Below are 25,717 nucleotides of genomic sequence, written 5' to 3' on the forward strand. Positions count from 1 at the left end.
GGCATGGGGCATGGGAGAAATGAGGGAGATGAGGGAGATGAGGGGAATAAGAAATACCCAATGCCCAATGCCCAATGCCCAATTCCTAATTCCCAATTAATCAGTAAAAATTATGTCAGAATCAACTCCCATTACCCCAGATCCGAATCCAAGTGAGACTATAGACTCAGTAGCAAATAATCCCAGTGAGAAAATAATAGCAACGAGCGATCGCAATGCGAAAGCTAGGCAGTTGCTGGGGATGAAAGGTGCAGCTGCTGGGGAAACTTCAATTTGGAAAATTCGTTTGCAGCTAATGAAGCCGATTACCTGGATTCCCCTAATTTGGGGCGTAGTCTGTGGTGCGGCTTCTTCGGGTAACTATACTTGGACACTGGAAAATGTGTTGAAAGTATTAACCTGTATGCTGCTAGCTGGGCCATTGATGACAGGTTACACCCAAATCCTCAATGATTACTACGATCGCGAAATCGATGCCATCAATGAACCCTATCGCCCGATTCCCTCTGGGGCAATTCCCCTACCCCAGGTAATTATTCAGATTTGGGTATTACTGATTGCTGGCAATGGTTTGGCATTTGTGCTAGATGTGTGGTCTGGTCATGAATTTCCGACAATTACAGCGATCGCAATTATCGGTTCTTTCATCGCCTATATTTATTCTGCACCTCCCCTAAAACTCAAACAAAACGGCTGGCTAGGTAGCTACGCCTTGGGTGCAAGTTATATCACCCTACCTTGGTCTACAGGACACGCTTTGTTTGGTGAACTAAATTCTACAATTGTGGTTTTGACAATGTTCTACAGCTTGGCTGGATTGGGCATTGCCATTGTCAATGATTTTAAGAGTGTAGAAGGCGATCGCCAGCTAGGATTACAGTCACTACCAGTAATGTTTGGCATCACAACTGCGGCATGGATTTGTGTAGTGACAATTGATGTATTTCAAGGATTTATCGCTGCTTATCTCGTCGGTATCCATGAGAATCTGTATGCAGCAATACTAGTACTCTTAATCATTCCGCAAATCACCTTGCAAGATATGTATTTCTTGCGCGATCCTGTGAAGAATGATGTTAAGTACCAAGCCAGCGCCCAACCGTTCCTTGTTTTGGGAATGCTCGTTACTGGTTTGGCGCTTGGTCATGCTGGCATTTGATAAATGAGTGCTGAGTAATGAGTGCTGAGTAATGAGTGCTGAGTGAGGAGTATATTATTCTCCCCATTTTCCCTTCTTCCGATTTCCCAGTATTCCCACTACTTAAGCAGTCAACCAATAAACTTATACTTCTGTAGTGAGAAGTTAAGAAGAAGGAGTTAGGAGTTAATATACTTCTAATTCCTAATTTGTATCAGGACATACTGTGTTAGAACTGATATTTTTTCTCCTTCATGGGATTCAACCTTTATTAGTCCCAATTTGTTTTGTCGTTGCTTGGACTGTAACTATTCTCGCCGTTTTGAGTCTCTGGACGGTGGCGCGAGATAGTGTGACTACAGCCAAGCTTATGCATCAAATCCCCTGTACTGGTTGCCAATATTTTACGGACAATTACCGTCTTAAATGTACTGTGCGCCCATCTATTGCCAATACAGAAGAAGCGATCGATTGTCTTGACTATCAACCAAAGACGAATCCTTATCTGTATTAGGGACTGGGGATTGGGGACTAGGGACTGGAGACTAGGGACTAGCGATGAGGGAGATCAGGGAGATCAGGGGGATGAGGTAGATTAATTACTAACTATTGCCCAATGCCCAATGCCCAATGCCCAATGCCCATTAACTAATCTCTAATAATATTTTTAAAACACCGCGACTCTGAGCGTGTTCAAAAGCTGCAAGCCCTTCAATGAGGGGGTAGGTGGCATGAATCAGGGGTTGTACGTCAACTTGTCCTGTGGCTAGTAGCTGGAGGGCTGGGGCAAAGGGGCCACAACGGGAGCCTATAAGGGTGATTTCATCTACTACTAATGAGGAAACATCTAAGCTGAGGTTGCCAGCATAAGTACTTTTAAGGACAAGCGTACCACGAGGACGGAGGGCGCGGCGGGCGATCGCAAATCCTTCTGGGTTGCCAGTACATTCTACTGAGATATCGAAATATCCATCTTTGACAGCATCAGCTAAACCAGTTTTAATCCCCCGTGCCTCTAAGTTGGCAAGTTTCTCTTGATGCCGCCCTACAGCTAAGAGTTCACAGCCAGTTAGCGCTAGTGTCTGGGCTACTAACTGCCCTAATTTGCCATCTCCAACCACTAACACGCGATCGTTTGGACACAATGGCACTTGCTGCTGAATTTCCAAAGCTGCTGCGATCGGTTCGGTAAATGTTGCTACTTCTGTCGGCACATTATCGGGTACTAAATGTAAGTTATCTACTGGCAAACAGAGATATTCACTAAAGGCTCCATTACGATTGACAATACCCAGAACTGTGCGATTTTCACAGTGAGTTTGTTGTCCACTGAGACAAAACCGACAATGCCCACACACAGCGTTGATTTCTCCAACTACACGTTGGTTAACTAAGTGTTCTGGCCCTTTTTCAACCACACCGACAAATTCATGCCCCAAAATTCCAATATATGGATAGTAGCCTCTAAGTAGTTCCAAGTCAGTGTTACAGATACCCGCACGCAAGACACGTACTAAGGCTTCTCCTACTGGTGGTTCAGGAATGGGAATATCTGTACGTAGCTGCAACTGCTTATTTTCGAGCCAGAGTCCTTTCATTTCTGTTCACGTCCTTTATGTTGTCATACTATTTTTAAAACTCTTTATAAAATAATCAATCGACTGTGTGGGCGTTAAAGATATACGCTTATATCCGTGCCTATGTCTCTGTACTAAGTATTTCTTTAGTTTTTGTTACATCAATTTTGCTTAACCAAGTAACCAAGTCTTGTGAATCAAGTGCTATCTCACTTCCTAAAGTTTTGATATAAAGAAGTCCATCGCTAATGATTAAATCTCGGATTGGATACCATGAATTTCGTCTTCTAATTAGAAGTTCTAATGGAATTCCTAGCCTTGAAGTAAACTTGCGATGTTTCCACCAAGCTCGCCATAGAAGTACAGATTTAGTACAGTGCATCTCATAGCCTTTGGGAACTTGGTAGTATTGATATTCATAGAAACCCCGACTATCCACTTCTCCTTTAAGGAGATAACTCGATTCTGCTAATACCTGATTTATTAATTCCCACTGGGATGATTTTGGAGAAATCGAGAATTCAGATGGTGTGTTAGATAGTTGGACGGTGGCAATCACACCTTCAGATTTAGCAGTCAGTTGGTTTGTTCCATATACTGTTTGCGCTGTCAAAGCAGGATTTGACAACAAAACTTCTTTTTTCTGCATAGAATTTTGCACAAACTCTCGAATCAAATCTAGATTAGATAACATAAAATTATTTATACTAAGTTAAGCAGTGTGATGGAAGCCACAACGGTACTTAAATTAGTAACTACGCTGGTTTTACACTTAAATCAGGATTATTACCAGTTTTATTTATACTCAATTCTGTGTCTGACTTGGGCTTTATTAACTTTCATGTCGGGGATGTCACTGCTTACACTAGGCTAGTTGACAAAATCACTGTTCTCATCTGTCGAGCGGCGGATTAGATTTTTACGCCATCTAGAAAAGGTTGAAATACCGGAACTAATTCGGGACGACTGACAACAAGTGTGGGAAAAGAGCGATCGCTATAATCTTCTCCCGATGACAACGGAAAGGGTTCTGACTTCAGCGATAACCATACTCCACCAGCAGCCTGGACAATCACCCAAGCCCCGGCTATGTCCCAAACTTTTGGTGTCGCTTCAATACCACCCAGAGTAGCCCCAGTCGCTACGGTCAAAAAGTTATAACTAGCCACACCCAACATCCTAATTTTACAGGGAAAGCCATTTTTTATAGCTGCGGTGCTGCGAGAACAGAGGTTAAAAAAGTGATTATTGCTGGGATTATCACCACTGGTATGGATGGGGTGGTGATTGAGAAATGCTCCTGTTGGCGTTGCTAACCCAGATGAACCTGGCCAGAAACCATGAAAAGCTTGATTTAAGGTTGGTGCGTAAACATACCCGAAAATGGGCGTGCCTCGATACAGTAAACCCAGAGATATTGTCCAAATGGGAATGCCGCGCGTGAAGTTGGTTGTACCATCGAGAGGATCAATTACCCAGCACCACTCAGTGCCGGGAAATGATTGATCGCTTTCTTCGCTCAAAATACCGTAACCAGAGAAAGTAGAAGCGATTGCATCCCGAATTTCCTGATCTGCCCATTTATCTGCTTGCGTCACCAAACTACCATCGGCTTTTTGAGAAGCCTGTACTTTCCCAAAATCTTGTATTAGCTGTTTGCCCACTCTAGTAGTAGTAGTTTGGGCAAAATCAACAATTGTTATCCAAAAATCATTCATTTGTCATTTTCCCCATGCCCCATCCCCCATGCCCCATGTACAATACAGTTTAATCTAAATCGCTTTCTAAAACCGAAGCGATCGCAAGCTTTGTACTTGTTTGAAATTCTGTAATGTTCACCCGATTCAGAAACCAAATCGACAGCACCATTCCCACGGCTTCTAGAACAAATACCAGTCCATAAGCTAGTTCTAGGCTTGGTAGAAACTTGCGTCCAATATCTAAGACTGTACCTCCGATTACCACCGCTATTCCTCTAGAAAGGGACTGCGCTAATCCCCATGCCCCAATAAACGTACCTGCGGCTTCTGCGGCGGTGAGATCCAACATTAAGCTAATTGCTGCCGTTGTTAAAAAACCCGTAGCTAAACCAAATAAGACTAAAGCTAGTTTGAGAACTGCTGCATTAGCTGTGAATCCTGATATACCTAGCAATATTGCACAGAATGCTACTAACATACAGCCTAGACGTGCAGTTCTGCGCTTACCCAAACGCGGGACAATATAAAAGCCAGTAATTCCGTAGGCAATCAGTAAACCAGTTCCATAAAAAACATTTAATTTGGTACTTTCCGCGAGGGGCATCTTAAACACTTGACCCGCATAAGGTTCCAAGATCGGGTCTTGCATAAACAAACTGATAGTCATCACCAATAAAAAGGTAAAAAATATACCTGTTTGGGGGCTAGCTGTCAATATTTTCCAAGCATTGCCTAAAGTAATGCTGTCTTCTCGGTTTACCAGTGTAGAACGGGTTGAGTATTGAGAGTACTTTTTTTCTACGCCCAATGTCGCTGCGATCGCTAAACCAAATACAATTGCTGGGACAATAGTAAATAGCCTAGTGATAGATGCCTGTAAGGTTTCTAAGCTTGCTTCTGGCGTTAACTGTTTCAGCAAACTGGCACTAATAATGGCCCCAACAATAATCCCCACCATTAGCATCGACCAAACCACACCAACTACTTTGGAACGGTTATCTTCTTCAGATATATCCACCAACAAAGCAGCAAAGGCAGTACCGCTAGCAGAAATTCCTAGACCGTAGATAGCAAAAACTAAAGCTAAAACTGCTGTCCAGCCGATTGTTTGAGTTGTCCATGTCCAACCACCTGCACTAGTAGCGGCAAGATTTAGTTGCCACATTACTTGTATAGCTAAAAATGCTGCGATCGCAAATATTGCCGCGCCTACCCAAACATAAGCCGTGCGGTGGTATCCCCATAACGGTTTGGCATCAGAAATCTGGCCGAACCAGATACGGGAAGGAGCAACAAATAAAGGCAGTGCTAGAACTACTGATACCAGCGTCGCCGGAATTGCTATTTCTTGAATCATGACTCTGTTGAGTACGCCCAGAGTCAAAATGGACATCATGCTCAACCCCATTTGAAATAAACCCAGCCGGAACATGGTCAGTAGGTTTACCCTTGGCACAGATAGGGATTTTGTTTTGGTATCAAATACTTCACCGCTTGCCATAGCTACTTTTTTGGATGGTTTATAGGATTTAATCTGTCTTATTTAAATAAAGATAAACCCTACCCGCCCGAAATCAGCGAACGAAAAGTGGAAGTTGCGATCCGTCTACTTCAGCCAAGTGTAGGATTATAGGATTATAGGAATCACTCTCTAGTACGTTTCTTAAATCTAGAGTGCCCACATATACAACATAAATTTTCATTCATAGAGCAAAGCCCATCGACGAAGAAGCAAGGCGGCAGGGAGCAGGGAGATTAGCTTTCCCCTCTGTTTCATGCTCAATGCCCAATCACCTTGTCCCCTTCTTTGGTTATCGTAACAATGATTGATTAGGTGTTAACTGACTCTCAAAACGACTGTAAACAACTTGGGTTGGATACCAAGAAGAAAACCAGTACAAATCTTGAATAACTTTGTTAGAACTACTCTTATCTGCTAACTCAAAGTGAACCAGACCTAAATTATTTAATCCAACGACTTCTCGCCCGTCCTGAAGCCAACGAAATTTCCAAAACATCAGGGGTTGTAACCATTTCAATTTCGCATTTTTGGCTAGTTTCCAGGGAGCTATTAAAGATAATATATCTGCTGTGTAGGCAGAAGTCTGGACAGTGTTTCGAGGTATCCACTCCAGTACACAATGCCAGTCATAGTTAGTCACCATCTGGTATGGGCGTAGCCCACCAAATAATTGTTTTGCTGAAATTTCTACCATATTGGGTGGCTCACTCCACCCGATCCAATGTCGCACCTTTTCTGGTAGCAGCCAATCTTTCAATCGTGTATGAATGAGCCGCGTCAAAGTTTCTTCATTCTTCAATGCACTAGCGGTTAACTGCACTAAGACAGACTGTAATTTGGAATGGGTGGGTGTATAAGACAAGTGAGCAACAGAACTGTAGTGGATATCTCCAGAGAGAATAACTATTTGTTGACGTTCTTCAAACAAGGTGGTTAGAAATTTCGCCAGTGCCCCCATATTAATGTTCCAAGCATCTCCAACATCAGTTGAAAAAACTTTCTCTTGTTTTAAGTTCCAACGGTGAATCCAATCAACGACTTGCATTCCAAATACATTCGTGGGTGCAATCACAAATGTAGCTTGAATCTGAGTTTCTTCAGCTAGTTGTTGTAAAGGTAAAACTAGTTGTTGCTCAAAGGCTTGCGGACACAGCAACATTGGTGGTGCAATTGGTTTTTGATCGGCTGGATAACCCCGCCAAGTACGTGTATCAAGGACAATTACTTCATGGCAATCGCTTCTGACTGTATAATTCCAAGTCAGTGCTTCAGGATCTCGCTCAAGTATAAATACTGAACCGTCTCGGACTAAAATAGGTAAGCCTGTAGCGGGATCGTTGGCTGGCATACCGACATAACGAGCGATCGCTTCATTAGCTTTTGCATCCATACCCTGGGAAGCTGACCAAGCTTGTGCAGCCGCCAAAAGCTTTTCACCGGCTTTACCTTTTGTAAATTGCCCTGGTGTATTGCCCCACCCTTGAAACACCGTGTAAGCTAACAAAGCATTTTGGACTATTCTTCGCCCCAAAGGACGACCCAGCACTCGCAAACACCAAGCTTGGTTTAAGTTCCAGTCATCACTAACATCATGGTCATCAAAGATAGTGTACGTGGGAATATTGGCAAGGGCGCGACGCACTTTCCAAAGGGTGTAGATAAATTGGCGTAAATGCCAGACCGCTTGGTTCCAATCTTTGATAGCATGGCGATCGCGCGTGACTTGGTGTCCTTGGGGAAATGTAGTCGGCCAGCACACTGGCGACCAAGCTAATAAATAAGTAGCGTAATATTCACCCAGACTGAAAAGATGACTGTTAACTTTCTCCGATTTATTATGTAATCCTGCGGTCAAACCAGCTTGATTTGTCGCCACATTAGCCCGCTCTCCAGGGGGTAGTTGCTGGGGAGTGCAGTAAACTCCATCAACAGGAAGTTGTTCTTCCCAACCCAAAAGGGCATCACCAAGAGTAGTGGCAACCCACAAAGACGGATCTGCTACATCGTCGCCATAAATTTGATCTCCAGTCATGAATAGTTGGTGAGGGCGATGTTGGGGTTGATTGGCTGAAGCCTCAATTAAACTGTCAAGAATCGGCAATGCATCAAACCCATGACCATGAGGTTTACGGCAGGAAGCATGGACAATTTGCAAATCTTGCAGACGGTTTGGCGGTAAAACAAAGGTTGGTTTTTGATGATCAAAGTAGCTGATGCTGACTGTAGGAGAAGAGTTTAAGCATAATGCTTGCTGCATTTGCTGGGTTTGGTCAGCAATGGTAAGCTGGAGGTCATAAGCATAAAGGCGATCGCTAGTTAGACGAGATCCAACCGGAGATCGAGCCGTTATTGCAACTACATGAAGATTTTTACCCAGAGCAAAGGTAGAGCCTTCTCCCTCTAATAAACAATTTCCTAGCGCTTCACCATCATTTGTTGTTTCATAAACCTTGAGTTCTACCTGACAAGACTGTTTCAGAGCTACCCATACCGTCACTGACTCTGATTCAGTATGTTTTAAGATTGGCCCCGCCAAAATTAGCGGCAGTTCTTGTAAAAACTCGTCCCCAGCTTGATACTTCATTGCAAAGAGTTGACAAAATGGTGGGTTTTAGATGATATTTCTTTATTTATATAATCCAATCACCAAATGGGGACGAGTATTTCGCCAGTCCTCGATCTGACATATCCATGATGAGCGATCGCTAAACTCTAAAATATGCTAATCAACTGCAAATTTCAGAGATGTATTTTACCGACTCAAGACTCAGCACTCTTCAATTAATTCCGAGCGATACCTTCTTGACGCGCTGCTTGTTGCACAGCAGATGCAACAGCTTTGGCTACTCGCTCATCAAAGACTGAAGGAATAATATGCTCCCGATTTAAATCTGAAGGCTTGACTAAAGAAGCGATCGCATTTGCAGCTTCTAAGTACATTGTGGTAGTAATCGTCTTTGCCCGACAATCTAAAGCCCCACGGAATACCCCAGGAAAAGCTAGGACGTTATTGATTTGATTCGGGTAATCACTGCGACCGGTAGCGATGATAGCAACATCGTTACTAATTAATTCTGGCTGAATCTCTGGAATGGGATTTGCCATTGCAAACACAATTGGGTCTTTCGCCATCGAATGCACCATTTCTGCTGTCAAAACTCCCGGTGCGCTGACACCAATAAATACGTCTGCTCCTTGCATTGCACCCGCTAACGTACCTTGAGCTTTCACGGCAAATTCGAGTTTTTCTTCTGTCAAATCGGTACGACTATTAGAGATAATCCCTTTAGAGTCGCACATCCAGATTTTTTCTGCCCCAGCTTTTCGGAGTAAGCGGGCGATCGCTATTCCCGCCGCCCCAGCACCGTTAATCACAATGCGGATTTCGGCCATTGTCTTATGTACCAGTTTTAGAGAATTAAACAATGCTGCTAAGGTGACAATGGCTGTACCGTGCTGATCGTCATGAAAAACGGGGATATCTAACTCTTCGCGCAATCTCTTTTCAATTTCAAAGCAGCGAGGTGCGGCGATATCCTCTAAATTTACACCCCCAAAAACTGGAGCGATATTTTTAACTGTCTGGATAATCTCTTCTGTATCTTGGGTGGCTAGACAGATGGGAAAAGCATCTAACCCTGCAAATTCCTTAAATAGCATTGCTTTGCCTTCCATGACTGGCAGAGCAGCATCTGGGCCGAGATTTCCTAATCCCAAAACGGCACTACCATCGGTAACAATGGCAACAGTGTTTTGTTTGATGGTTAACTTGTAAACTTCCTCTGGATCTTGAGCGATCGCAGTACAAATTCGGCCGACTCCCGGTGTGTAAGCCATTGCTAGATCGGACACACTCTTCAGGGGAATTCTACTAGTAATACTGATTTTGCCACCGCGATGCAAATTAAAGGTGCGATCGTAGACACTGAGTAGCTTGATGTCTTGTAATGCTTTAACTGCTTGCACAATGGTTTCAGCATGTTCGGTACTAGCAGCATCAACGGTAATATCGCGGGTAGATTCTTTGCGGGTTTGCTCGATTAGATCAATTTGACCGAGATTGCCACCAGTAGTTGCGATCGCCTGGGTCACTGACGCTAACATTCCTACACGATTGGGAATCTGTAAGCGCAGTGTCAAACTAAAACTAGAATTAGGAGTTAAGTCTGCCATGTTGATTTAGGATTTTAAGTTTGAGATTTTATATTGAATTGAGACGAAAACTAAAGTCTGATATTCGTAGTCAGTGGAAACTCAATCAATGTCGTCAATAGTTAGTTTACCGACTACTCACAGTTTCAATGATTATTTTTATTTATACCAACGTATTACTAAAATCAATGAGTCAGAACTTAGTAATTGTACCCAAATACAGCAGATATTTTTTAAAATTTTTGTAAATATAGAGGGGATTATAGTTTCCAAGCGTGAAGGTTAAACTTCCAAACTAGTAATCTGGACATTTGTCTATATTATTAGCAACTATAAATCTTGATTAATTTCCTTCAGCTTCAGGTGCTTGCGGATAGAAGCCGCAGGAAAATTGGTTATTGGATATTAGACAAGAACTATTATCTATTACCAAAAACAAAAAAGCGAACTGGAAACAGACTTTGCTATATTCATTGAGTTGACTGTACTCATTCCTGATAGCAATTCTATGTGAAGTTGCAGTTTATTTAGGTAGGGGTAATTCATGAATTGCCCCTAAACCACAGCTAGCTGAGACTTCCTGAAAACAATTACCTCAAATACTTGAAGTTGCGAGGCCCTGTGTAACCAGAAACTTTTGCTAGTTCATCTAAATTTTGGACTCCGCTATAGCTTTTACCACTAATAATCCAAGTGGGGAAGCCTTCAATTTTTGCGGATTTACAAAGTTCAGTTTGAGCTTTGAGTCCATCTGGAGCGCACTCTATCTTAACATCTTTGTTGATTATTTCCTCGGCTTCTTTACCAAAAAGCATCTTTTGTTCATGGCAGTGAGGACACCAGTAAGCACTGTATTCCTTCGCGCCTACCTTTGCGAGATGGCTTGCTAAGGCTATTTCGGCATTACCAGAAGTAGTGGTAACTTCCCAACCGAACGCTGGGTTAGGTTTTTCCTTGGGAGTAAAGGTAATTTGCACGGGTTTTCCAGGAGTTCCAGATGTAACATCTGATTTATTCACGCCAGCATAAACCCCTAAAGTCCCAATCAGCGTTACCATCCCCACAATCAGGGCAGTAAAAAAGATTTGTCCAATATCCTCCCAAGTACGACCCATAATTGTGAGTACCAAAAGACTTACAGAAAACAAAGCTGAACCGATACAGTAAGGACAAATAGCTTTGATTTGAGATGCCAAGACATACATTAAGTAGCCGCTAAAGACAGACATAGCGATCGCACCCACCAGCAGCAACCACCACGTCCCATTTTCCAATTGTTTGCGGCTATTGTTTTCCCCTGAGTTAAATACCAAGGGAGCCAAAGCAAATATCACCATACTAATGTATGCTAACAACCCAAACAAAGCTAATGGCTGACCAAGAACCGTTGCCCAAGGACTGGAAAGCACATCATTACAGCCCTTAGCACCAGCCTCTGCCACACAAGCTGCACTGCCTCCTGTTAACTTTTCTATGGTGAGATAACCTGTAATCAGCGCACCACATCCAGCGATCGCGGCAATCAATGGACGTGACCATTTATGAATCCAAGGAGTAGAACGACGGCGAATCATAAATTGTTATTAGTTAATGGGCATTGGGCATTGGGCATTGGGCATTGGGCATTGGGCATTGGGCATTGGGCATTGGGCATTGGGCATTGGGAACTTGTACTGAGCGTTCTCGTTGGCGCAGCCTCTCGCAGAGAAGTATTGGGAATTGGGTACTACTAATTTCTGCCCATGCCCCATGCCCCATGCCCCATGCCCCATTCCCAATTTAAGAATGTAACTTCACTTGTTCTACTGATTTACTTTCAACTTTAGAGTTCCAACTGCGACGCGCGGCTTCGACAAATTGACTGACGCGAATGGGGTCAATTGGTTGCTCTATTCGTCCGTGACGTTTCAGGGAACTGGAAACTATTACACCATCTGCTGCCTGCATTAATGTATCAATATTTTCCCAATTTGCCCCACTACCGATGAATACTGGCGTGCCAGATGCTGCATCACAAGCTAGTTCCAAATCTTCTAAGTTAGGTGGACTACCAGTAGCCCAACCAGACAAAATTACTCCGTCTGCTAAACCCCTTTCAATGGTGTCTTTTACAGCTACTGTGAGATTTGGAGAACTCAAAGGACGGGCGTGCTTTACCAACACATCGGCCAGGATTTTAACATCGCTACCTAACTCCCGTCGATAACGGAGCAGTTGATAGGCTTCTCCCTCAATTAACCCCTGATCGGTTGCCATTACCCCTGTGAGAACGTTGACGCGGATAAATTGGGCCTGTACACAGCTAGCGATCGCCATTGCACTTTTGCCGTCGTTTCGCAAAACGTTTAAGCCTATAGGCAAAGTCACCAAGTTTTGTATCCGTTGCACCACAATTGTCATGGCACTCACAACCACGGGATCTACTTGGTTTTTGGTAAAGGGCGCATCGAAAAAATTCTCCACAATCAGCCCGTCAACCCCTCCGCTTGCAAGGGCTGCGGCTTCTTGCTCGGCTCGGTCAATCACCGCTTTTAGGCTACCTCCCCAACGGGGCGAAGTAGGTAGTGGTAGCAGGTGAACCACGCCAATAATCGGTGAGCGAGTTTTAAATAATTGATATAAGTCCACGTCTTTAATCCGCCTCGCGGAGTCCAGAGTCTAGAATGTTTTGACTATTGACTGTATGACCCTTGACTCTTGACTTTTCATTAAGCTAGTCAAATGTGTTTTATGATAGTCGGTTTATTGCCTCCTTCCTCAGATGGAAATTGGCGTGAAACCTCCCATAAGATATGTTAAGATAAAACCTGGCTACAAGAGGAGTTTGCCACTCACTAGACGCAAGGCAGGTTTCCGTGGTTTAGGCATCTTGTCCGCGCTCAGTCGCAGGACTTGCCAATCGCCAGGGTAGCATTACTGCTTTATCAAGCGTAGTCGCTTTCGTCGATTTCCCGGAGGGTAGCGACTTCTCAACAACAAGCCCTTTGGGCGGCTTCCCGATGGGTAGATTAACAACGCACACGCCAAGGTAATGTAAAATACCAATAGGCGAATTGTTAAAAAAGATTACAAGTGTCAAATGTACCCAAAGACACTTCAATTTACCCTGGGGAACAGATTGATAGGAATATCATAACATGGCCTCTATTTTTATTTATTGATAGGGTTATGAGTCCACGGACAGTTAATAACAGTGGGAATTTGCCACTGTAGTATTTTCGTGAGGATGCTGATAGCAAAAAAGCGAAGTTAGCGCCGGAATGTTTGATTATCAAGAAGAAAAAAATGAAGATATTTTCAAAATATGGGTGACAAGCCAACAATTGCCATTTCTCACCTGGGCTGCGAGAAAAATCGAATTGATACAGAACACATGCTAGGACTGCTTGTAGAAGCGGGCTACGGTGTAGATACAAATGAAGAGTTAGCAGATTACGTTATTGTTAATACTTGTAGTTTTATTGAAGCAGCCCGGCAAGAATCTGTCAGAACTTTAGTAGAACTGGCAGAGGCAAATAAAAAGATCGTAATCACTGGCTGTATGGCGCAACACTTCCAAGAACAACTTTTGGAGGAGTTGCCCGAAGCAGTAGCTGTGGTGGGTACAGGCGATTATCACAAAATTGTTAATGTAATTGAGCGGGTTGAACTTGGCGAACGGGTCAAACAGGTTAGTATTGAACCAACCTACATTGCCGATGAAACTACACCGCGCTATCGCACTACAACTGAAGGCGTAGCTTACCTTAGGGTTGCCGAAGGATGTGATTATCGTTGTGCATTTTGTATCATTCCTCATCTTCGAGGGAACCAGCGATCGCGTACTATTGAATCTATAGTCGCCGAAGCGGAGCAGTTAGTTAGTCAAGGGGTAAAGGAAATTATTTTAATTTCCCAAATCACCACTAATTACGGTTTAGATATTTACGGTAAGCCAAAATTAGCCGAATTACTTCGCGCTTTGGGGAAAGTAGATATACCGTGGATCAGAATGCATTACGCTTATCCCACGGGACTGACCCCAGATGTGATCGCGGCGATTCAAGAAACACCAAACGTCTTGCCTTATCTGGATTTGCCTTTGCAGCATTCTGATCCAGATATTCTCCGCGCTATGAACCGTCCTTGGCAAGGGCGCGTCAATGATGGGATTATAGATCGCATCAAAACGGCGCTACCAACAGCCGTATTGCGGACAACATTTATTGTTGGTTTCCCAGGAGAAACAGAAGAGCATTTTGAGCATCTACTAGAGTTCGTTCAACGGCATGAATTCGATCATGTTGGTGTGTTCACCTTTTCCTCTGAGGAAGGAACCCCAGCTTACAAGCTGCCAAATCAGTTGGCCCAAGAAGTGATGGACGATCGCCGATACCAACTGATGGAACTCCAGCAACCGATTTCTCAAAAGAAAAATCAACAGGAAGTAGGCAAAATAGTCGATGTCCTGATTGAGCAAGAAAATCCTGAAAGTGGTGAACTAATAGGTCGTTCAGGTAGATTTTCCCCAGAGGTTGATGGTCTGGTATATGTCAAAGGCCAGGCAAAATTAGGAACCATCGTACCAGTAGCGATTCACCACGCTGATACATACGACCTCTATGGTCAAGTAGTCAATAACTAAATTGTCATTTGTCCTTTGTCCTTTGTCTTTTGTCCTTTGTTAAATGACCCTTACAGATTCATCCTTATACTAAGGTCAATGCTGCATTAATAGCAGTTTTCATGAGGGTTTACCTGAAACGCTGGCGGACTTGCCATAGCCTCTTTAAGAGTTGAGGCTACGCCGTCACTCTTGGCTCACTAATGACTAACGACTAATGACTAATGACTAATAACTAATGACTAAATGACTAATCCAAAATCCTTAGATAAAATTTAGGACGAATTAATGACTCTTTCATTCCAAGAATTAGGTATTTCTCAACAACGTGTCGAAAAACTAGAAAAAATCGGTTTTACTGAACCAACTAACATTCAAATCCAAGCGATTCCCCAATTGCTAGGTGGTCGTGATGTAGTCGGTCAGTCTCAAACTGGAACAGGCAAAACAGCAGCATTTTCACTGCCTATTTTAGAGCGGCTAGATATTAATCAAAAAGCCGTACAAGCCATAGTTTTAACACCAACTCGTGAATTAGCAATGCAGGTTCACGATGCGATCGCCCAATTCATCGGCGATGAAGGATTGCGGGTGTTAGCAATCTATGGTGGTCAATCAATTGACCGCCAAATGTTACAACTCAGACGTGGCGTTCACATGGTGGTGGGTACTCCCGGACGGGTGATCGATTTACTCGATCGCGGCTGTTTAAAGCTCGATCAAGTGAAGTGGTTTGTGTTGGATGAAGCTGATGAAATGTTGAGCATGGGCTTTATTGACGATGTGGTGAAAATCCTTTCGCAAGCGCCCGTAGACCGCCAAACAGCTTTATTCTCGGCAACAATGCCCCCATCAATTCGGATGTTGGTGAACAAGTTCTTGCGATCGCCTGCAACTGTCACCGTTGAGCAACCAAAAGCTGCTCCCAACAAGATTAATCAAGTAGCTTACTTGATTCCCCGCCACTGGACAAAAGCCAAAGCATTACAGCCGATTCTGGAAATGGAAGATCCAGAAACAGCTTTAATCTTTGTTCGCACCAGACGCACCGCCGCAGAACTTACCAGTCAATTACAAGGCGCTGGTCACAGTGTTGATGAATACCACGGTGACTTGTCACAACAAGCGCGGGAACGGTTATTGATCAGATTCCGTAACCGTCAAGTTCGTTGGGTGGTAGCAACTGATATTGCAGCACGAGGGTTAGATGTCGATCAACTCTCCCACGTAATCAACTTCGACTTACCCGATAGCGTAGAAACCTACGTTCATCGTATTGGTCGGACTGGTCGTGCTGGTAAAGAAGGAACAGCAATTTCTTTAGTACAACCATTTGAGCGGCGCAAACAGCAAACATTTGAACGTCATAACCGCCAAAGCTGGCAAGTGCTGACCATTCCTACACGCGCCCAAATTGAAGCAAAACACATTCTGAAATTGCAAGAACTAGTGCGGGAAGCTTTGACAGGTGAGCGTTTGGCTTCATTCTTGCCAATTGTCAGCGAATTGATTGAAGAATACGATGCTCAAGCGATCGCCGCAGCAGCATTGCAAATTGCTTACGATCAAACTCGTCCTGCTTGGTTGAACTCAGACGTAGAAATTCCTCAAGAAGAATCTTCTTCTCCCAAACCAAGATTGGGCAAGCGTCGTGAATCATCTTCTAGCGATCGCCCCCGTTCTGCGTGGAAATCAGATAGCAACGAAGAAAGACATTCTTCTCCCAAGCCAAAACTGCGGACAAGTGGGCAAGAGTCTTCTGCATCCCCTAGTAAAAAGATAGGTTCACCTACAGCTAGAGAATCAGCTTCTTAGTCAAAAATGAATTTTGGATTTTAGATTTTTCTTCAATCCAAAATCCAAATGTAAAATTGGAGAGTTGAGAGTTAAGAGTCAGAATTTTGACTTTGGCTCTTGACTTTTTGGCTTTTTGGGTAACTTTTTCTACCCATTTGTAGGAAAATAAATTAAAGATGCATTCTTCGTGGTCTTATGTTCACTATCCCAGACTTAGAGCAACTACAAGCAGAGCATCCAGAATTGCAAATGGAGCTGGTAGACGGAAATATAGTTGTTATGGGGCCATCAGATTATGAGTCAGAGGAAATTGGTGCTGAGTTAGTTAGATTACTCGGCAACTGGGTGCGCCCACAAAGACTAGGACGGGTAACAGGTTCTAGCGCTGGTTTCATTTTGCCTACATTAGAAACTGAAAACGGGAAAGAAGCTGATAACGAAAAACGAAATCTCCGCGCTCCCGATGTGTCTTTTGTTCGTGCTGATAGACTTAAAATAAGCAAGCGCGACTTTGTGGAACTCGTACCTGACTTGATGGTAGAGATAAAATCTAAGTCAGACCGAATTAAACCACTTGTAGAAAAGATTCAGCTATTTTTACAACTCGGATCTACTGTTGGTATCTTGATTGATCCTGACAAATTAACACTCACAGTTTATCGACTCAACCAAGAACCAATAATTTTGCAGGATAACGATAAACTGACACTACCAGACTTATTACCAGGTTGGGAGCTAGTAGTGTCAGAAATTTGGCCTCCTGTGTTTGAGTAGTTCAGAAATACTATAGCCAAAGACGACTAACTAGTTCTAACTCTCCAACTTCATCGTCGCTCAATTTCCAGCCCAAAGCACCAGCATTCTGGCGCACTTGTTCGGCTGTCTTCACCCCAGCAATGGGAATAACGTTCCCCTGAGCAATTAACCAATTGAGAGCAACTTGGGCGGGGGTGCGATCGTATTTTTCCCCGAATTTGCGTAGCAAAGATATGACTGGGGCAATTTTTTGCAGACCTTCTTTCTTAAATCGCGGGTCTATTTTTCTCGCACCAGTGGGGGTTTCAGCATTATCAATACTGTATTTACCTGTGAGTAATCCCTGAGCTAAGGGACTATATGCCAAAATAGTTACACCCAACTCACGCGCAGTTGTAATAATACCTTGGCTTTCAACTTGGCGACTGAGTAAAGAGTAACGGACTTGGTTCACAGCCAAAGGCACTCCACGAGCCGCCAATATTTGATGCGCGTCTCGCATTTGCTCTGCCGAGTAATTACTTACACCGACTGTAGCAATTCTGCCGAGCTTCACTTCATCGGCTAGGGCATTCATCAAAGTTTCTTGGCTTAAAAAGAAGGCAAAAGGCCAATGCACTTGATACAGGGCAATTCGCTCTAATTGCAAGCGTTTAAGGCTTGCAATTAGAGCATCAGAGACGGATTGGGCTGTAAATCGCCACGGTACGGGGCCAAATTTTGTAGCGATTTGTACAGGTTGTTGTGTCTGTTGGATAAATTGCCCCAAAAATTTCTCTGATAGTCCCATTCCGTAGACTTCGGCAGTATCAAAGAAGGTAATACCAGCTTCTAAGGCTGCTGTAAAGGCTTCTTGTAACTGTTCTGCGCCGTAGCGATCGCCATAACTCCAAAATAGTTTATCACCCCAAGCCCAAGTGCCTATGCACAAAGGTGTAACAACTGGGCCATTTTGCCCCAATGTGATGTTTTCCACGGTTGCAAAATTTAATTTATTTACATTTCTTTACTTTTATAGTGTATCGTTACAGACAAAATTAGGTGTGGGGAAGTTGATGTAGTCTATTTAGGGTGCGATCGCGGTTAGTCTTCTTCTTACGTAATATTCTAGAAAAATTAATGTATAAAAGCACATTAATTATTTTGATTGCTTATAATGGGACGAACACAGCACAAACACATAAGCATGAGCAACAAAGTATACAAAGTATTTGAAGATGTAGAAGTAAAAGCGAAACTCCTTGGTAAATACTGGAATAACTTTTACACAGAAATTTCTGAGCATTTACCAGATACATATCAGCCGGAGATGCAAGAACTCTCCAGTAAATTAGACGAAGCTTTAACCAAACTGGTTGATGAACTTCGCAATCCTACTCTCACCCTTGCAACTACAGGAACTACTAGTAGTGGCAAAAGCACTCTCGTGAATTTACTATGCGGAGCCGAAATTGTCCCCGTCGCAGTCAGCGAGATGAGTGCTGGGGCAGTCACTATTGAGTACAGTAATGAAAAGTCTCTCATTATCCATGAAACACCAGGAGCATTGTGGGAATGTGGGGAATGGAGAGACATTACTGAAGAGAAGATTTATCAGCGTCTGTACCAAGCGATGATAAGTTATATCGAAAACAGAGAAAAACAACCGAATTTAGCTTGTCCACAATCTACAATCTTTTACCCCTTCAGGCTTTTAAAAGAATCTCAGTTGGAACTACCACACAGCACAAGGGTAAGAATTTTGGATTTACCTGGTTTAGCGTATGTGGGTGATGAAGGTAACGCCAATGTCATTAAACAGTGTCGTGAAGCTTTATGTATAGTGACATATAATAGTGCCGAAACTGATTCACAGAAAGTAAAAAGTTTGTTGCAAGAAGTTGTACAGCAGGTAAAAGATTTAGGTGGTTCTCCTGCGCGGATGCTTTTTGTCCTTAATCGGATTGACGTTTTTCGAGCAGATAGAAACTGGCCAGAAACAGAAAATCGTTTTGTTGAAAAAGCTAGACGTGATATTAAAAACGAATTAACTGAACAATTAAAAGAATATACAGAAGCTATTGAGAATTTACAAGTAGTAAAACTTAGTACATGGCCTGCTCTCTTATCTCTTCAGATACAAAATAATGATGATATCTATAGTGTTGATGCGTGTAAAAAAGCAGATAACAATTTTAATGGATTAATCGAAAATATATTAGAAGACTTGCCACGAAACACACAAAAATGGTCTAGGCATGACAGAAACAGGGTTGCTGAGGCATTATGGCAAAAATCTTATGCTGAAGAATTCCAGCATAATTTAAAAGAGCATATTACTAAGAACTTTCCACAATTAGTAATACCGCAAATTATAGAAAGTTTTAATGTTACCGCAGGAAATGCCATAACAGAATGGGCAACACAAACAACGACAGCTATTCTTAATAGTTCTAAAGAATGCTATCAACAAGAATGCGAGAAAATTTTATACATTAGGTCAGCAATTGAGCGTTTCCTTGAAATTAGTGATAAAAATTTAAGAGAACCTTTTGAAAGAATAGATAAAAAAATTAAACAAGTTATAGCAGAAGAATCAGAAGATGATCCTGTGCTATATCTCGAATCAACAATTGTGGAACTCAAGAATGTAGAACCTTATAACTTATTAGGAGAAAAATTATTTCCACTTTATGGATGGCGACGGGAATTAGGCCAGGGGATAAACCAAGTACTGGAATCAGTTGCAAAATCCTTAGAAAGTGGAAGGGTAGACTTAGACAGTCCGAATTTGAAAAAAGCAAATACTTTAAATGTCAATTTGCTAGCAAGAAATTTAAACCGACTAGTGAATTTAGGCTACACAGCTTCCATTGCTAAAGAAGGTAAAACAATGGAAGCACGAACAGAGGCAGATAAAAATAAACTTAAACAAATAAATGAAGAGTTAAATGAATTAGCTATTCATTTGAATATTGTGATGGAGGATGTATTAAAGCAAATTTCTAATCAAGAATTAAGTAGAATGTATCAGGCAGTGCTAGAACTTTTTAATTGCCATTTATCTCATATCGAAAAGGGAGCAAATGATATTGCACCTAATATAGCAATCAAATTTCCTGAATCCCAACTCAGTAAAGTTGAGAGTCAACCCACATTTAACTTTCGTTTTCAAGCAGGTTTTCCTATTAACCAAGGCACTTGGAAGGAAGCAATACAGGTTGCAAGAGATAAAAGAACTTGGTATACATTGTTTCTATTTAAAAAGACCATTTATGAAACTGAATATCAAACACGTTCTAGCGATAACGCTAAAATTCCCAGTGTAGAAGATTTACTCACAGGTTGGCTACTTCAGTCAAAAGAGGAAGAATTAAAAATAGTCAATCAAATTGCGCGTTGGTTAATAGAACAAATTGATTGTCTAAAAAAAAATGTAGACAAAATTCAGAATGAGATTATTGACCGTTATCAAGCTAGGCTTGATAAAGCTAATCAAGAAATTATCTTAGATTATGAAAAGCAAAGAAACGTTTGGCAACCAATGCAACAAAAAGCTCACGATCTTGGAGAAGAATTTTCTAGATTGGGAATATTCTTAAAAGAGGAGTCTTAAAATATCGTGGGAAATGAGAAGTTCAAGCAATACGATCAAATTTTTGAACAGGTATATGAGAAAATAAAATATCAAAAGCGAGGTGTTTTATATACAGTAATACTTATGGTGCGAGGAGAAGAGCTAGCAAAAGAAATATCTAATGATTACGATATTAAAGAAAATGGTCATCTAGATGAAGACCAGAAAATTCTACAGAGATTAATAAATAATCCACCTGAAAATTATCTTAAGAATAAGGACAACGAAGAAAAGGAAAAAGAAAAAATGAAATGGATTTTAGTAACAGCTTTTACATTAATTGGATTATACTTATCTGTCCAATATCTCAAGCAGCGCCAAAAAGGCCAGACAGAAAGCGTTGAAGCAACGAAGCCACAATCTGCTCCTCCACCTCCAATTCCTGCCGCATTATGTCTTATAATTCCAGCATCAATAGCCAGCAACTTTAAAAATGCTTCAAATTTAAGTGTTAATGATCTAACAAATCTCATAGATAGTGCATCGTATTTCTTATGCACTCATATCAAAGCTGCTGACTCAAATGAGCAGCTTTTAGAAATTACAGATGAGTATATTCCACCTGATAGTAAACGAGAAGTTTATATCAGAATAAATATTGATGATGGACGAAATCTGATTGATAAAAAGATGCCTTATTATTTAAAGACTAATTTACAAAATAATAAGCAGTACGCTGTTAAACAATTAGCTTGTCTCAAGAATCTATCTGGGTTAGAAAAATTTAATCGCGTTTAAGGAATCTACAAATGGATTGGCAAACAGCTTCTTCTTACTATGAGACTCGTCTTAGCGATGCTCTAAATGTGCAACGACACGCGGTTAATTTGGCTATGCTACCTCAAGCTGAAGTTCCTCATCAATTAAAAGAGGTACTTTTGCAAGAAGCAGAACCAACTCGTCGTCAACTTGAAAGACTGAAAAAACGAGAGTTTCGTATTGCTGTTGTGGGTTTAGAGAAAGCAGGAAAAAGCACTTTTATTAATGCTTGGTTAGAATGTGATTTACTCCCAGCGAAAGGAGGAAGATGTACATTTACAACAACACAAATTTATTCAGTTGATAATGAATCTGAACAAAGACTTGAAGTACAAGCGAGAACCGAAGATGAGTTTATCAACTTACTAAAAGAACTTGAAAAAGAAGCGGAAGATTTCAAAACTATCCGAGCAAACGAAAGAACTTTACAACAGGTGAGAAGAGAAGGTAATCTTACTTTTCCATTTACTAGACTGGAAGATATTAGAGAACCACTAAAAAAGTATGTAGCAGACGAAAGATATGCTCATGCTGTTTTAGAAGCTAGGCTTTATACTAACAAACTAGCTCAAGCTGAAGGTATCGTTTTTTATGATGTTCCGGGTTTGGATTCAGGTTTAGCAAAGCACGTTGACGAAGCACAAGAAATGCTGTCAGACTGTGATGCTGTGATATTGGTACAGCGTTTTACTAGCCTTAGAGAGAAAGAACTGGAAATAATAAAATTTACAGAACTTGGCGATAAAAACGTCACGGTTGCTGACAAGCTTTTTGTGTTTTTAAGCCGAATTGATTCCATAGGTAGTGCAGAGGCGCTTACAACACATATTGAAGAAGCATCTCAAGACTGGGAAAGACGTGCAAAACTTCCACGCGATCGCATTGTACATGGTTCAGCAGGAGCATATCTCATTTTGAATGGTTTAGCTGGAGAACAGACTAAATCAGAGATTGGGGATGCAGGTAACATCCAAGCTCAGTTGAAGAGATTAACTAGAATCTCTGATGAAGAAAGTCTAAATAAAAATGGCACTGGCATTCCAGAAATAAAAGATAAAATATTTAACTATATTAATACTGAACGTGTATCTGTCTTAAAGAAAAGGTGTGAGACTTCTATAAGTAAAATTATAAGTAATTCTGAAAATATTTATAGCATAGTAAGTAAAAAATATCCAGAAAATCCTGAAGAAGCAAAGCTATTTGAAGAAAACAATAGGCGAGTTTTATTTACAGAATGGTGGAATCGAAAATGGGAAAACATTAAAGCGGACTTACAAAAATACTATGAATTCTCTGTTGTCAATAAACCATTAGATAGTTTAGCGGCTAACTCCTTAACCCAAATAGAAAAATTTCGAGAACGATATCTACAAATCGTTGACAACGAAATAAATCAACTAAGGGAGGAAACATTTAGAAAGAAAGATACTATTTTTCTTGCTAACTCAAATCCAGAGTTTGACCGCATGAAAGCTAACTTTGCTTGGCGTGATGACTTGTATGCTGATATTAGTAAACTTTTATCTTCAATAGCCCATCAACTTGCTTTAGAGCTAAAGGGTGAAGCATTAAACTTAGTTGAATATATGACAAGTTTATTATGGGGAAGTAATCAAGTAAAAGCCAGACTAATTGAAAATTCAGAGGATTATTTTTTATCTAAACTAGAAAATAGTTTAAGCGTATTATTTTTACGATTTGCACGCCCAGTGGCAGAAGCACTAATTCGTGGGCCGGTTAACAGTGATACTCGTAATAAAATAATCAAAAGCCTGGGAGTAGATATTGAAATTATTGATAACTACTATAGTGGTGACGAACCCGCTTTTAGAGTTCTGAAAAGATATGTAAGATATGGTTCAGATTTAATTTTTAACCCTGCAATTCGTCAACAAATACTAGGAATAACAAGAGTAACAACACAAATATCAATAGATGTTGATAATGACCTCAGACCTCCCAAAGAAGCTGTGATTTTTGAAGTTGAAAATGATATTAACGCATTTGAAGAATATTTGCGTTATGCAATTTTTGATGCTGCTGGATTTGAATCATTCTGTATTCAGGAACTCAAGGGTTTAGTTGATAGTTTTAGAGATAAAGTAGGTACTTGGACAGGAGTAGCTTTTAATGAATGGTTGCAAGAAAATCCACTTTTATTGGCTGAAATACCCTATAGTTTAAAGTCACAAGAGTCAAATCTAGAAGTTAGCGAACGATTACGCCAGTTATCTATTGCATTAAAAAGAACTCGTTTGTAAAAAGTAAAAAAGCCCTGGCGAAGGTCATTCACAGATATATAGACAAAACCCACATCTGTAGGTTTCAAATTCGTGGAGTCAGCCTACGCGAACTTTCTTTTTGTGCAACATGAACCGTGGTTTCTAATCGCAAAGTATATTGCTATTTTAAAAATTAAGGGAGGTTATTTACCTCCCCTTTGTGATTGAGTGTATTTAATTTGATTTATGAATTAGATGATTTATCCTGCTTGGCTTTTTTGATTAATTCCATGTAGATATTAATCTCACTAATTTCTACATCATGCTCAACTCTGGTTACTTTCCATTTCTCTTTTTTTAGGTAAACTTCCTCTCCTACTCTGGGAGTAAATTGGAGATCATAAAACTTTTTTAGAAAATCTTTTTGATTTTCTTCCCATAATATTACTTTGACTGGTTCTTTAGTCATTGCTTATGCCTTTTTTGTTACTAGATGAACGTAAGTAGTTTGATGACATACATACGGCAAGTTTATCTTACTAATTCAATGTAATAGCGTAGTTAAAACCACAAATATTTATATTTTTATGTGGCTTGATTCCGTCCGATAAAGTTACAACGTAGTACGATAACTTCAGTAAATATTACTATTAGGTTTACTATAAAATCTTTTTTAGTGCTGTTTTTGCCTCTATGAGGTTAGAAGGCAATCAGGGGGACTGCATCCAAAACGAGACGCTTTGGCGCGATCGCTCTAAAAACCATAAAAAGGCAATTGAGGATTTTAATCAAGCTCTCCTCATTTTGCAAAAATATGACAACAGACATGAAATGACCATTCTATGTGTTTTACTGGGCGGCGATCTGGACAGCTTGTATATCAACATTGAGGTGTTGAGCAATCTGCTCCACACTCATCCCTGTTCTTAGTAACAGAGGCACAGTAAGTTTTAACATTTCAGCTTTCTGTTCTTCTCGACCTTCTTCCCGACCTTCTTCTCGACCTTCTTCTCGACCCTCGGCTTTCGCTTCCTGATAAACCCTTGTTTGCTCTAAAGTCAATCCCAGCATAGCTTCAACTTCCTCTCTACTCAAGGTCGAAAACTTATAAACGGCGATCGTGGTTATGATGTCTAATATTTCGTTTTTCGCCAGTGTGTCCGTTTCTTCTAATTTTACTCGCTCAATCAATTGCTTTGCTTGCTCCGCCATTACTTCACCCGATGCTAGAGTCAACTGCATCAAGTTGATACCTATTGGCTGCTGATTAGTCGCGCCTAACTCATCTAAATAGATTCGCTGCACTTGGTCGCTGCGGAGAAATATTCGATGAGTTTTTTGATCGCTTGGTTCCAGAGAGCGTGATGAAAAAATTACCACACAGAACCAGTCATCGTACTGAGAACGATTCCGGTTCAGGTACATCAGCGACTCGGTAAAGAACCGATGATACAGGGCTTCATCTCTTTGAAATTGAACTTCAGCAAAAAAGATTGCTCTGGATGTTGCATTCTCTGGAGGTAAAAACACACCATCCATCCGAAAAGCGGTTTCTTTGACTTCAACTGATTCAAATCGATAGTTTTGCCCCTGAAGGGGAGGATTATCAACCAGTTCAAAGAGTAAAGCAGGAAAGCGCTTAAAAATTTGATAGTAAATGGAATCTCGTTTCACTATTTCATCCTAAAATTCTCTTGTGATGTGTAGGCGTAGCCCGTCGTAGACATCGCAATTTTAGAGGAAGCCTTACGCCGTAGTCGTGAAATCAATCTGAAGTTGGAGCTTGGTTATTGAGCCAGTTCCAGCAAAAGAAGGTTTGAGCATTGGCACTTTGGAGCATTGTTAAAAATAGCACGTTTATCAGAATTAACA

At 41.3% G+C, this 25,717-nt stretch carries 21 protein-coding genes; 9 read left to right on the top strand and 12 right to left on the bottom strand.

All coding sequences use genetic code 11. The features are described 5' to 3' along the window. The first annotated feature begins 3 nt into the window (after positions 1-3). From V7K98_RS16210 to V7K98_RS16220, 3 genes are all read left to right on the top strand, one after another. Positions 4-156, top strand: coding sequence for a hypothetical protein (locus V7K98_RS16210; RefSeq protein ID WP_335023506.1), 153 nt, complete (start codon positions 4-6; stop codon positions 154-156). Next, the gene (gene chlG, locus V7K98_RS16215) at positions 113-1,159 is read left to right on the top strand and encodes a chlorophyll synthase ChlG (RefSeq protein WP_335023508.1); all 1,047 of its coding nucleotides are present in this window, start codon (positions 113-115) and stop codon (positions 1,157-1,159) included. The genes V7K98_RS16210 and chlG overlap by 44 nt, the downstream gene beginning before the upstream one ends. Positions 1,160-1,364: 205 nt before the next feature. After that, positions 1,365-1,652 carry a hypothetical protein gene (locus V7K98_RS16220; protein ID WP_335023510.1) on the top strand — a complete coding sequence of 96 codons (288 nt, stop codon included), beginning with the start codon at positions 1,365-1,367 and terminating at the stop codon, positions 1,650-1,652. Between the two features lie 130 nt (positions 1,653-1,782). On the opposite strand, the gene V7K98_RS16225 is transcribed toward V7K98_RS16220, so the two are convergent. The 9 genes from V7K98_RS16225 to btpA all read right to left on the bottom strand — a co-directional run bounded on the left by V7K98_RS16225 (position 1,783) and on the right by btpA (position 12,717). Then, positions 1,783-2,736 carry an MDR/zinc-dependent alcohol dehydrogenase-like family protein gene (locus tag V7K98_RS16225; protein ID WP_335023512.1) on the bottom strand — a complete coding sequence of 318 codons (954 nt, stop codon included), beginning with the start codon at positions 2,734-2,736 and terminating at the stop codon, positions 1,783-1,785. A 100-nt stretch (positions 2,737-2,836) separates the two neighbouring features. After that, entirely contained in the window at positions 2,837-3,409 is a 573-nt protein-coding gene (locus V7K98_RS16230; RefSeq protein ID WP_335023514.1) for a hypothetical protein, read from the bottom strand. 217 nt (positions 3,410-3,626) lie between these two features. Beyond that, positions 3,627-4,433, bottom strand: a complete 807-nt coding sequence (locus V7K98_RS16235) for an inositol monophosphatase family protein (RefSeq protein WP_335023516.1) — start codon at positions 4,431-4,433, stop codon at positions 3,627-3,629. Between the two features lie 49 nt (positions 4,434-4,482). After that, entirely contained in the window at positions 4,483-5,916 is a 1,434-nt protein-coding gene (locus tag V7K98_RS16240; RefSeq protein ID WP_335023518.1) for a BCD family MFS transporter, read from the bottom strand. Between the two features lie 310 nt (positions 5,917-6,226). Next, positions 6,227-8,521, bottom strand: coding sequence for a PhoD-like phosphatase (locus tag V7K98_RS16245; RefSeq protein ID WP_335023520.1), 2,295 nt, complete (start codon positions 8,519-8,521; stop codon positions 6,227-6,229). Positions 8,522-8,718: 197 nt separating this feature from the next. After that, positions 8,719-10,110, bottom strand: coding sequence for a malic enzyme-like NAD(P)-binding protein (locus tag V7K98_RS16250; RefSeq protein ID WP_335023523.1), 1,392 nt, complete (start codon positions 10,108-10,110; stop codon positions 8,719-8,721). Between the two features lie 569 nt (positions 10,111-10,679). Then, positions 10,680-11,663, bottom strand: a complete 984-nt coding sequence (locus V7K98_RS16255) for a vitamin K epoxide reductase family protein (protein ID WP_335023525.1) — start codon at positions 11,661-11,663, stop codon at positions 10,680-10,682. Between the two features lie 13 nt (positions 11,664-11,676). Further along, on the bottom strand, positions 11,677-11,847 hold the full coding sequence (locus V7K98_RS16260; RefSeq protein ID WP_335023527.1) for a hypothetical protein: 171 nt from the start codon (positions 11,845-11,847) through the stop codon (positions 11,677-11,679). Positions 11,848-11,868: 21 nt separating this feature from the next. Further along, complete coding sequence (gene btpA / locus V7K98_RS16265) at positions 11,869-12,717, bottom strand: photosystem I biogenesis protein BtpA (protein WP_335023529.1); 849 nt, start codon at positions 12,715-12,717, stop codon at positions 11,869-11,871. A 676-nt stretch (positions 12,718-13,393) separates the two neighbouring features. Between btpA and rimO the strand changes: the two genes are divergently transcribed. The 3 genes from rimO to V7K98_RS16280 all read left to right on the top strand — a co-directional run bounded on the left by rimO (position 13,394) and on the right by V7K98_RS16280 (position 17,263). Next, positions 13,394-14,713, top strand: coding sequence for a 30S ribosomal protein S12 methylthiotransferase RimO (gene rimO / locus V7K98_RS16270; protein WP_335023531.1), 1,320 nt, complete (start codon positions 13,394-13,396; stop codon positions 14,711-14,713). A gap of 267 nt (positions 14,714-14,980) precedes the next feature. Next, the gene (locus V7K98_RS16275; protein ID WP_335023533.1) at positions 14,981-16,507 is read left to right on the top strand and encodes a DEAD/DEAH box helicase; all 1,527 of its coding nucleotides are present in this window, start codon (positions 14,981-14,983) and stop codon (positions 16,505-16,507) included. A gap of 177 nt (positions 16,508-16,684) precedes the next feature. Further along, positions 16,685-17,263 (top strand): Uma2 family endonuclease, encoded by a 579-nt coding sequence (locus tag V7K98_RS16280; RefSeq protein ID WP_335023535.1) that lies wholly within the window; start codon positions 16,685-16,687, stop codon positions 17,261-17,263. A gap of 10 nt (positions 17,264-17,273) precedes the next feature. On the opposite strand, the gene V7K98_RS16285 is transcribed toward V7K98_RS16280, so the two are convergent. Continuing rightward, on the bottom strand, positions 17,274-18,221 hold the full coding sequence (locus V7K98_RS16285; protein WP_335023537.1) for an aldo/keto reductase: 948 nt from the start codon (positions 18,219-18,221) through the stop codon (positions 17,274-17,276). A 210-nt stretch (positions 18,222-18,431) separates the two neighbouring features. Here V7K98_RS16285 and V7K98_RS16290 point away from each other — a divergent pair, with 210 nt between their 5' ends. The 3 genes from V7K98_RS16290 to V7K98_RS16300 are packed head-to-tail and all read left to right on the top strand — an operon-like array spanning position 18,432 to position 23,884. Further along, positions 18,432-20,840, top strand: a complete 2,409-nt coding sequence (locus tag V7K98_RS16290) for a dynamin family protein (protein WP_335023539.1) — start codon at positions 18,432-18,434, stop codon at positions 20,838-20,840. A 6-nt stretch (positions 20,841-20,846) separates the two neighbouring features. Next, the gene (locus V7K98_RS16295; protein WP_335023541.1) at positions 20,847-21,599 is read left to right on the top strand and encodes a hypothetical protein; all 753 of its coding nucleotides are present in this window, start codon (positions 20,847-20,849) and stop codon (positions 21,597-21,599) included. A gap of 11 nt (positions 21,600-21,610) precedes the next feature. Further along, positions 21,611-23,884, top strand: a complete 2,274-nt coding sequence (locus V7K98_RS16300; RefSeq protein ID WP_335023543.1) for a dynamin family protein — start codon at positions 21,611-21,613, stop codon at positions 23,882-23,884. A 205-nt stretch (positions 23,885-24,089) separates the two neighbouring features. Here the strand turns inward: V7K98_RS16300 and V7K98_RS16305 are convergent, their stop codons facing one another. Together V7K98_RS16305 and V7K98_RS16310 are read right to left on the bottom strand one after the other, a co-directional pair. Next, on the bottom strand, positions 24,090-24,314 hold the full coding sequence (locus tag V7K98_RS16305) for a hypothetical protein (protein ID WP_335023545.1): 225 nt from the start codon (positions 24,312-24,314) through the stop codon (positions 24,090-24,092). A 380-nt stretch (positions 24,315-24,694) separates the two neighbouring features. After that, positions 24,695-25,519, bottom strand: coding sequence for an Rpn family recombination-promoting nuclease/putative transposase (locus V7K98_RS16310; protein ID WP_335023547.1), 825 nt, complete (start codon positions 25,517-25,519; stop codon positions 24,695-24,697). Positions 25,520-25,717: the final 198 nt, after the last annotated feature.

Source organism: Nostoc sp. (assembly GCF_036917435.1).
Classification (GTDB): domain Bacteria; phylum Cyanobacteriota; class Cyanobacteriia; order Cyanobacteriales; family Nostocaceae; genus Nostoc.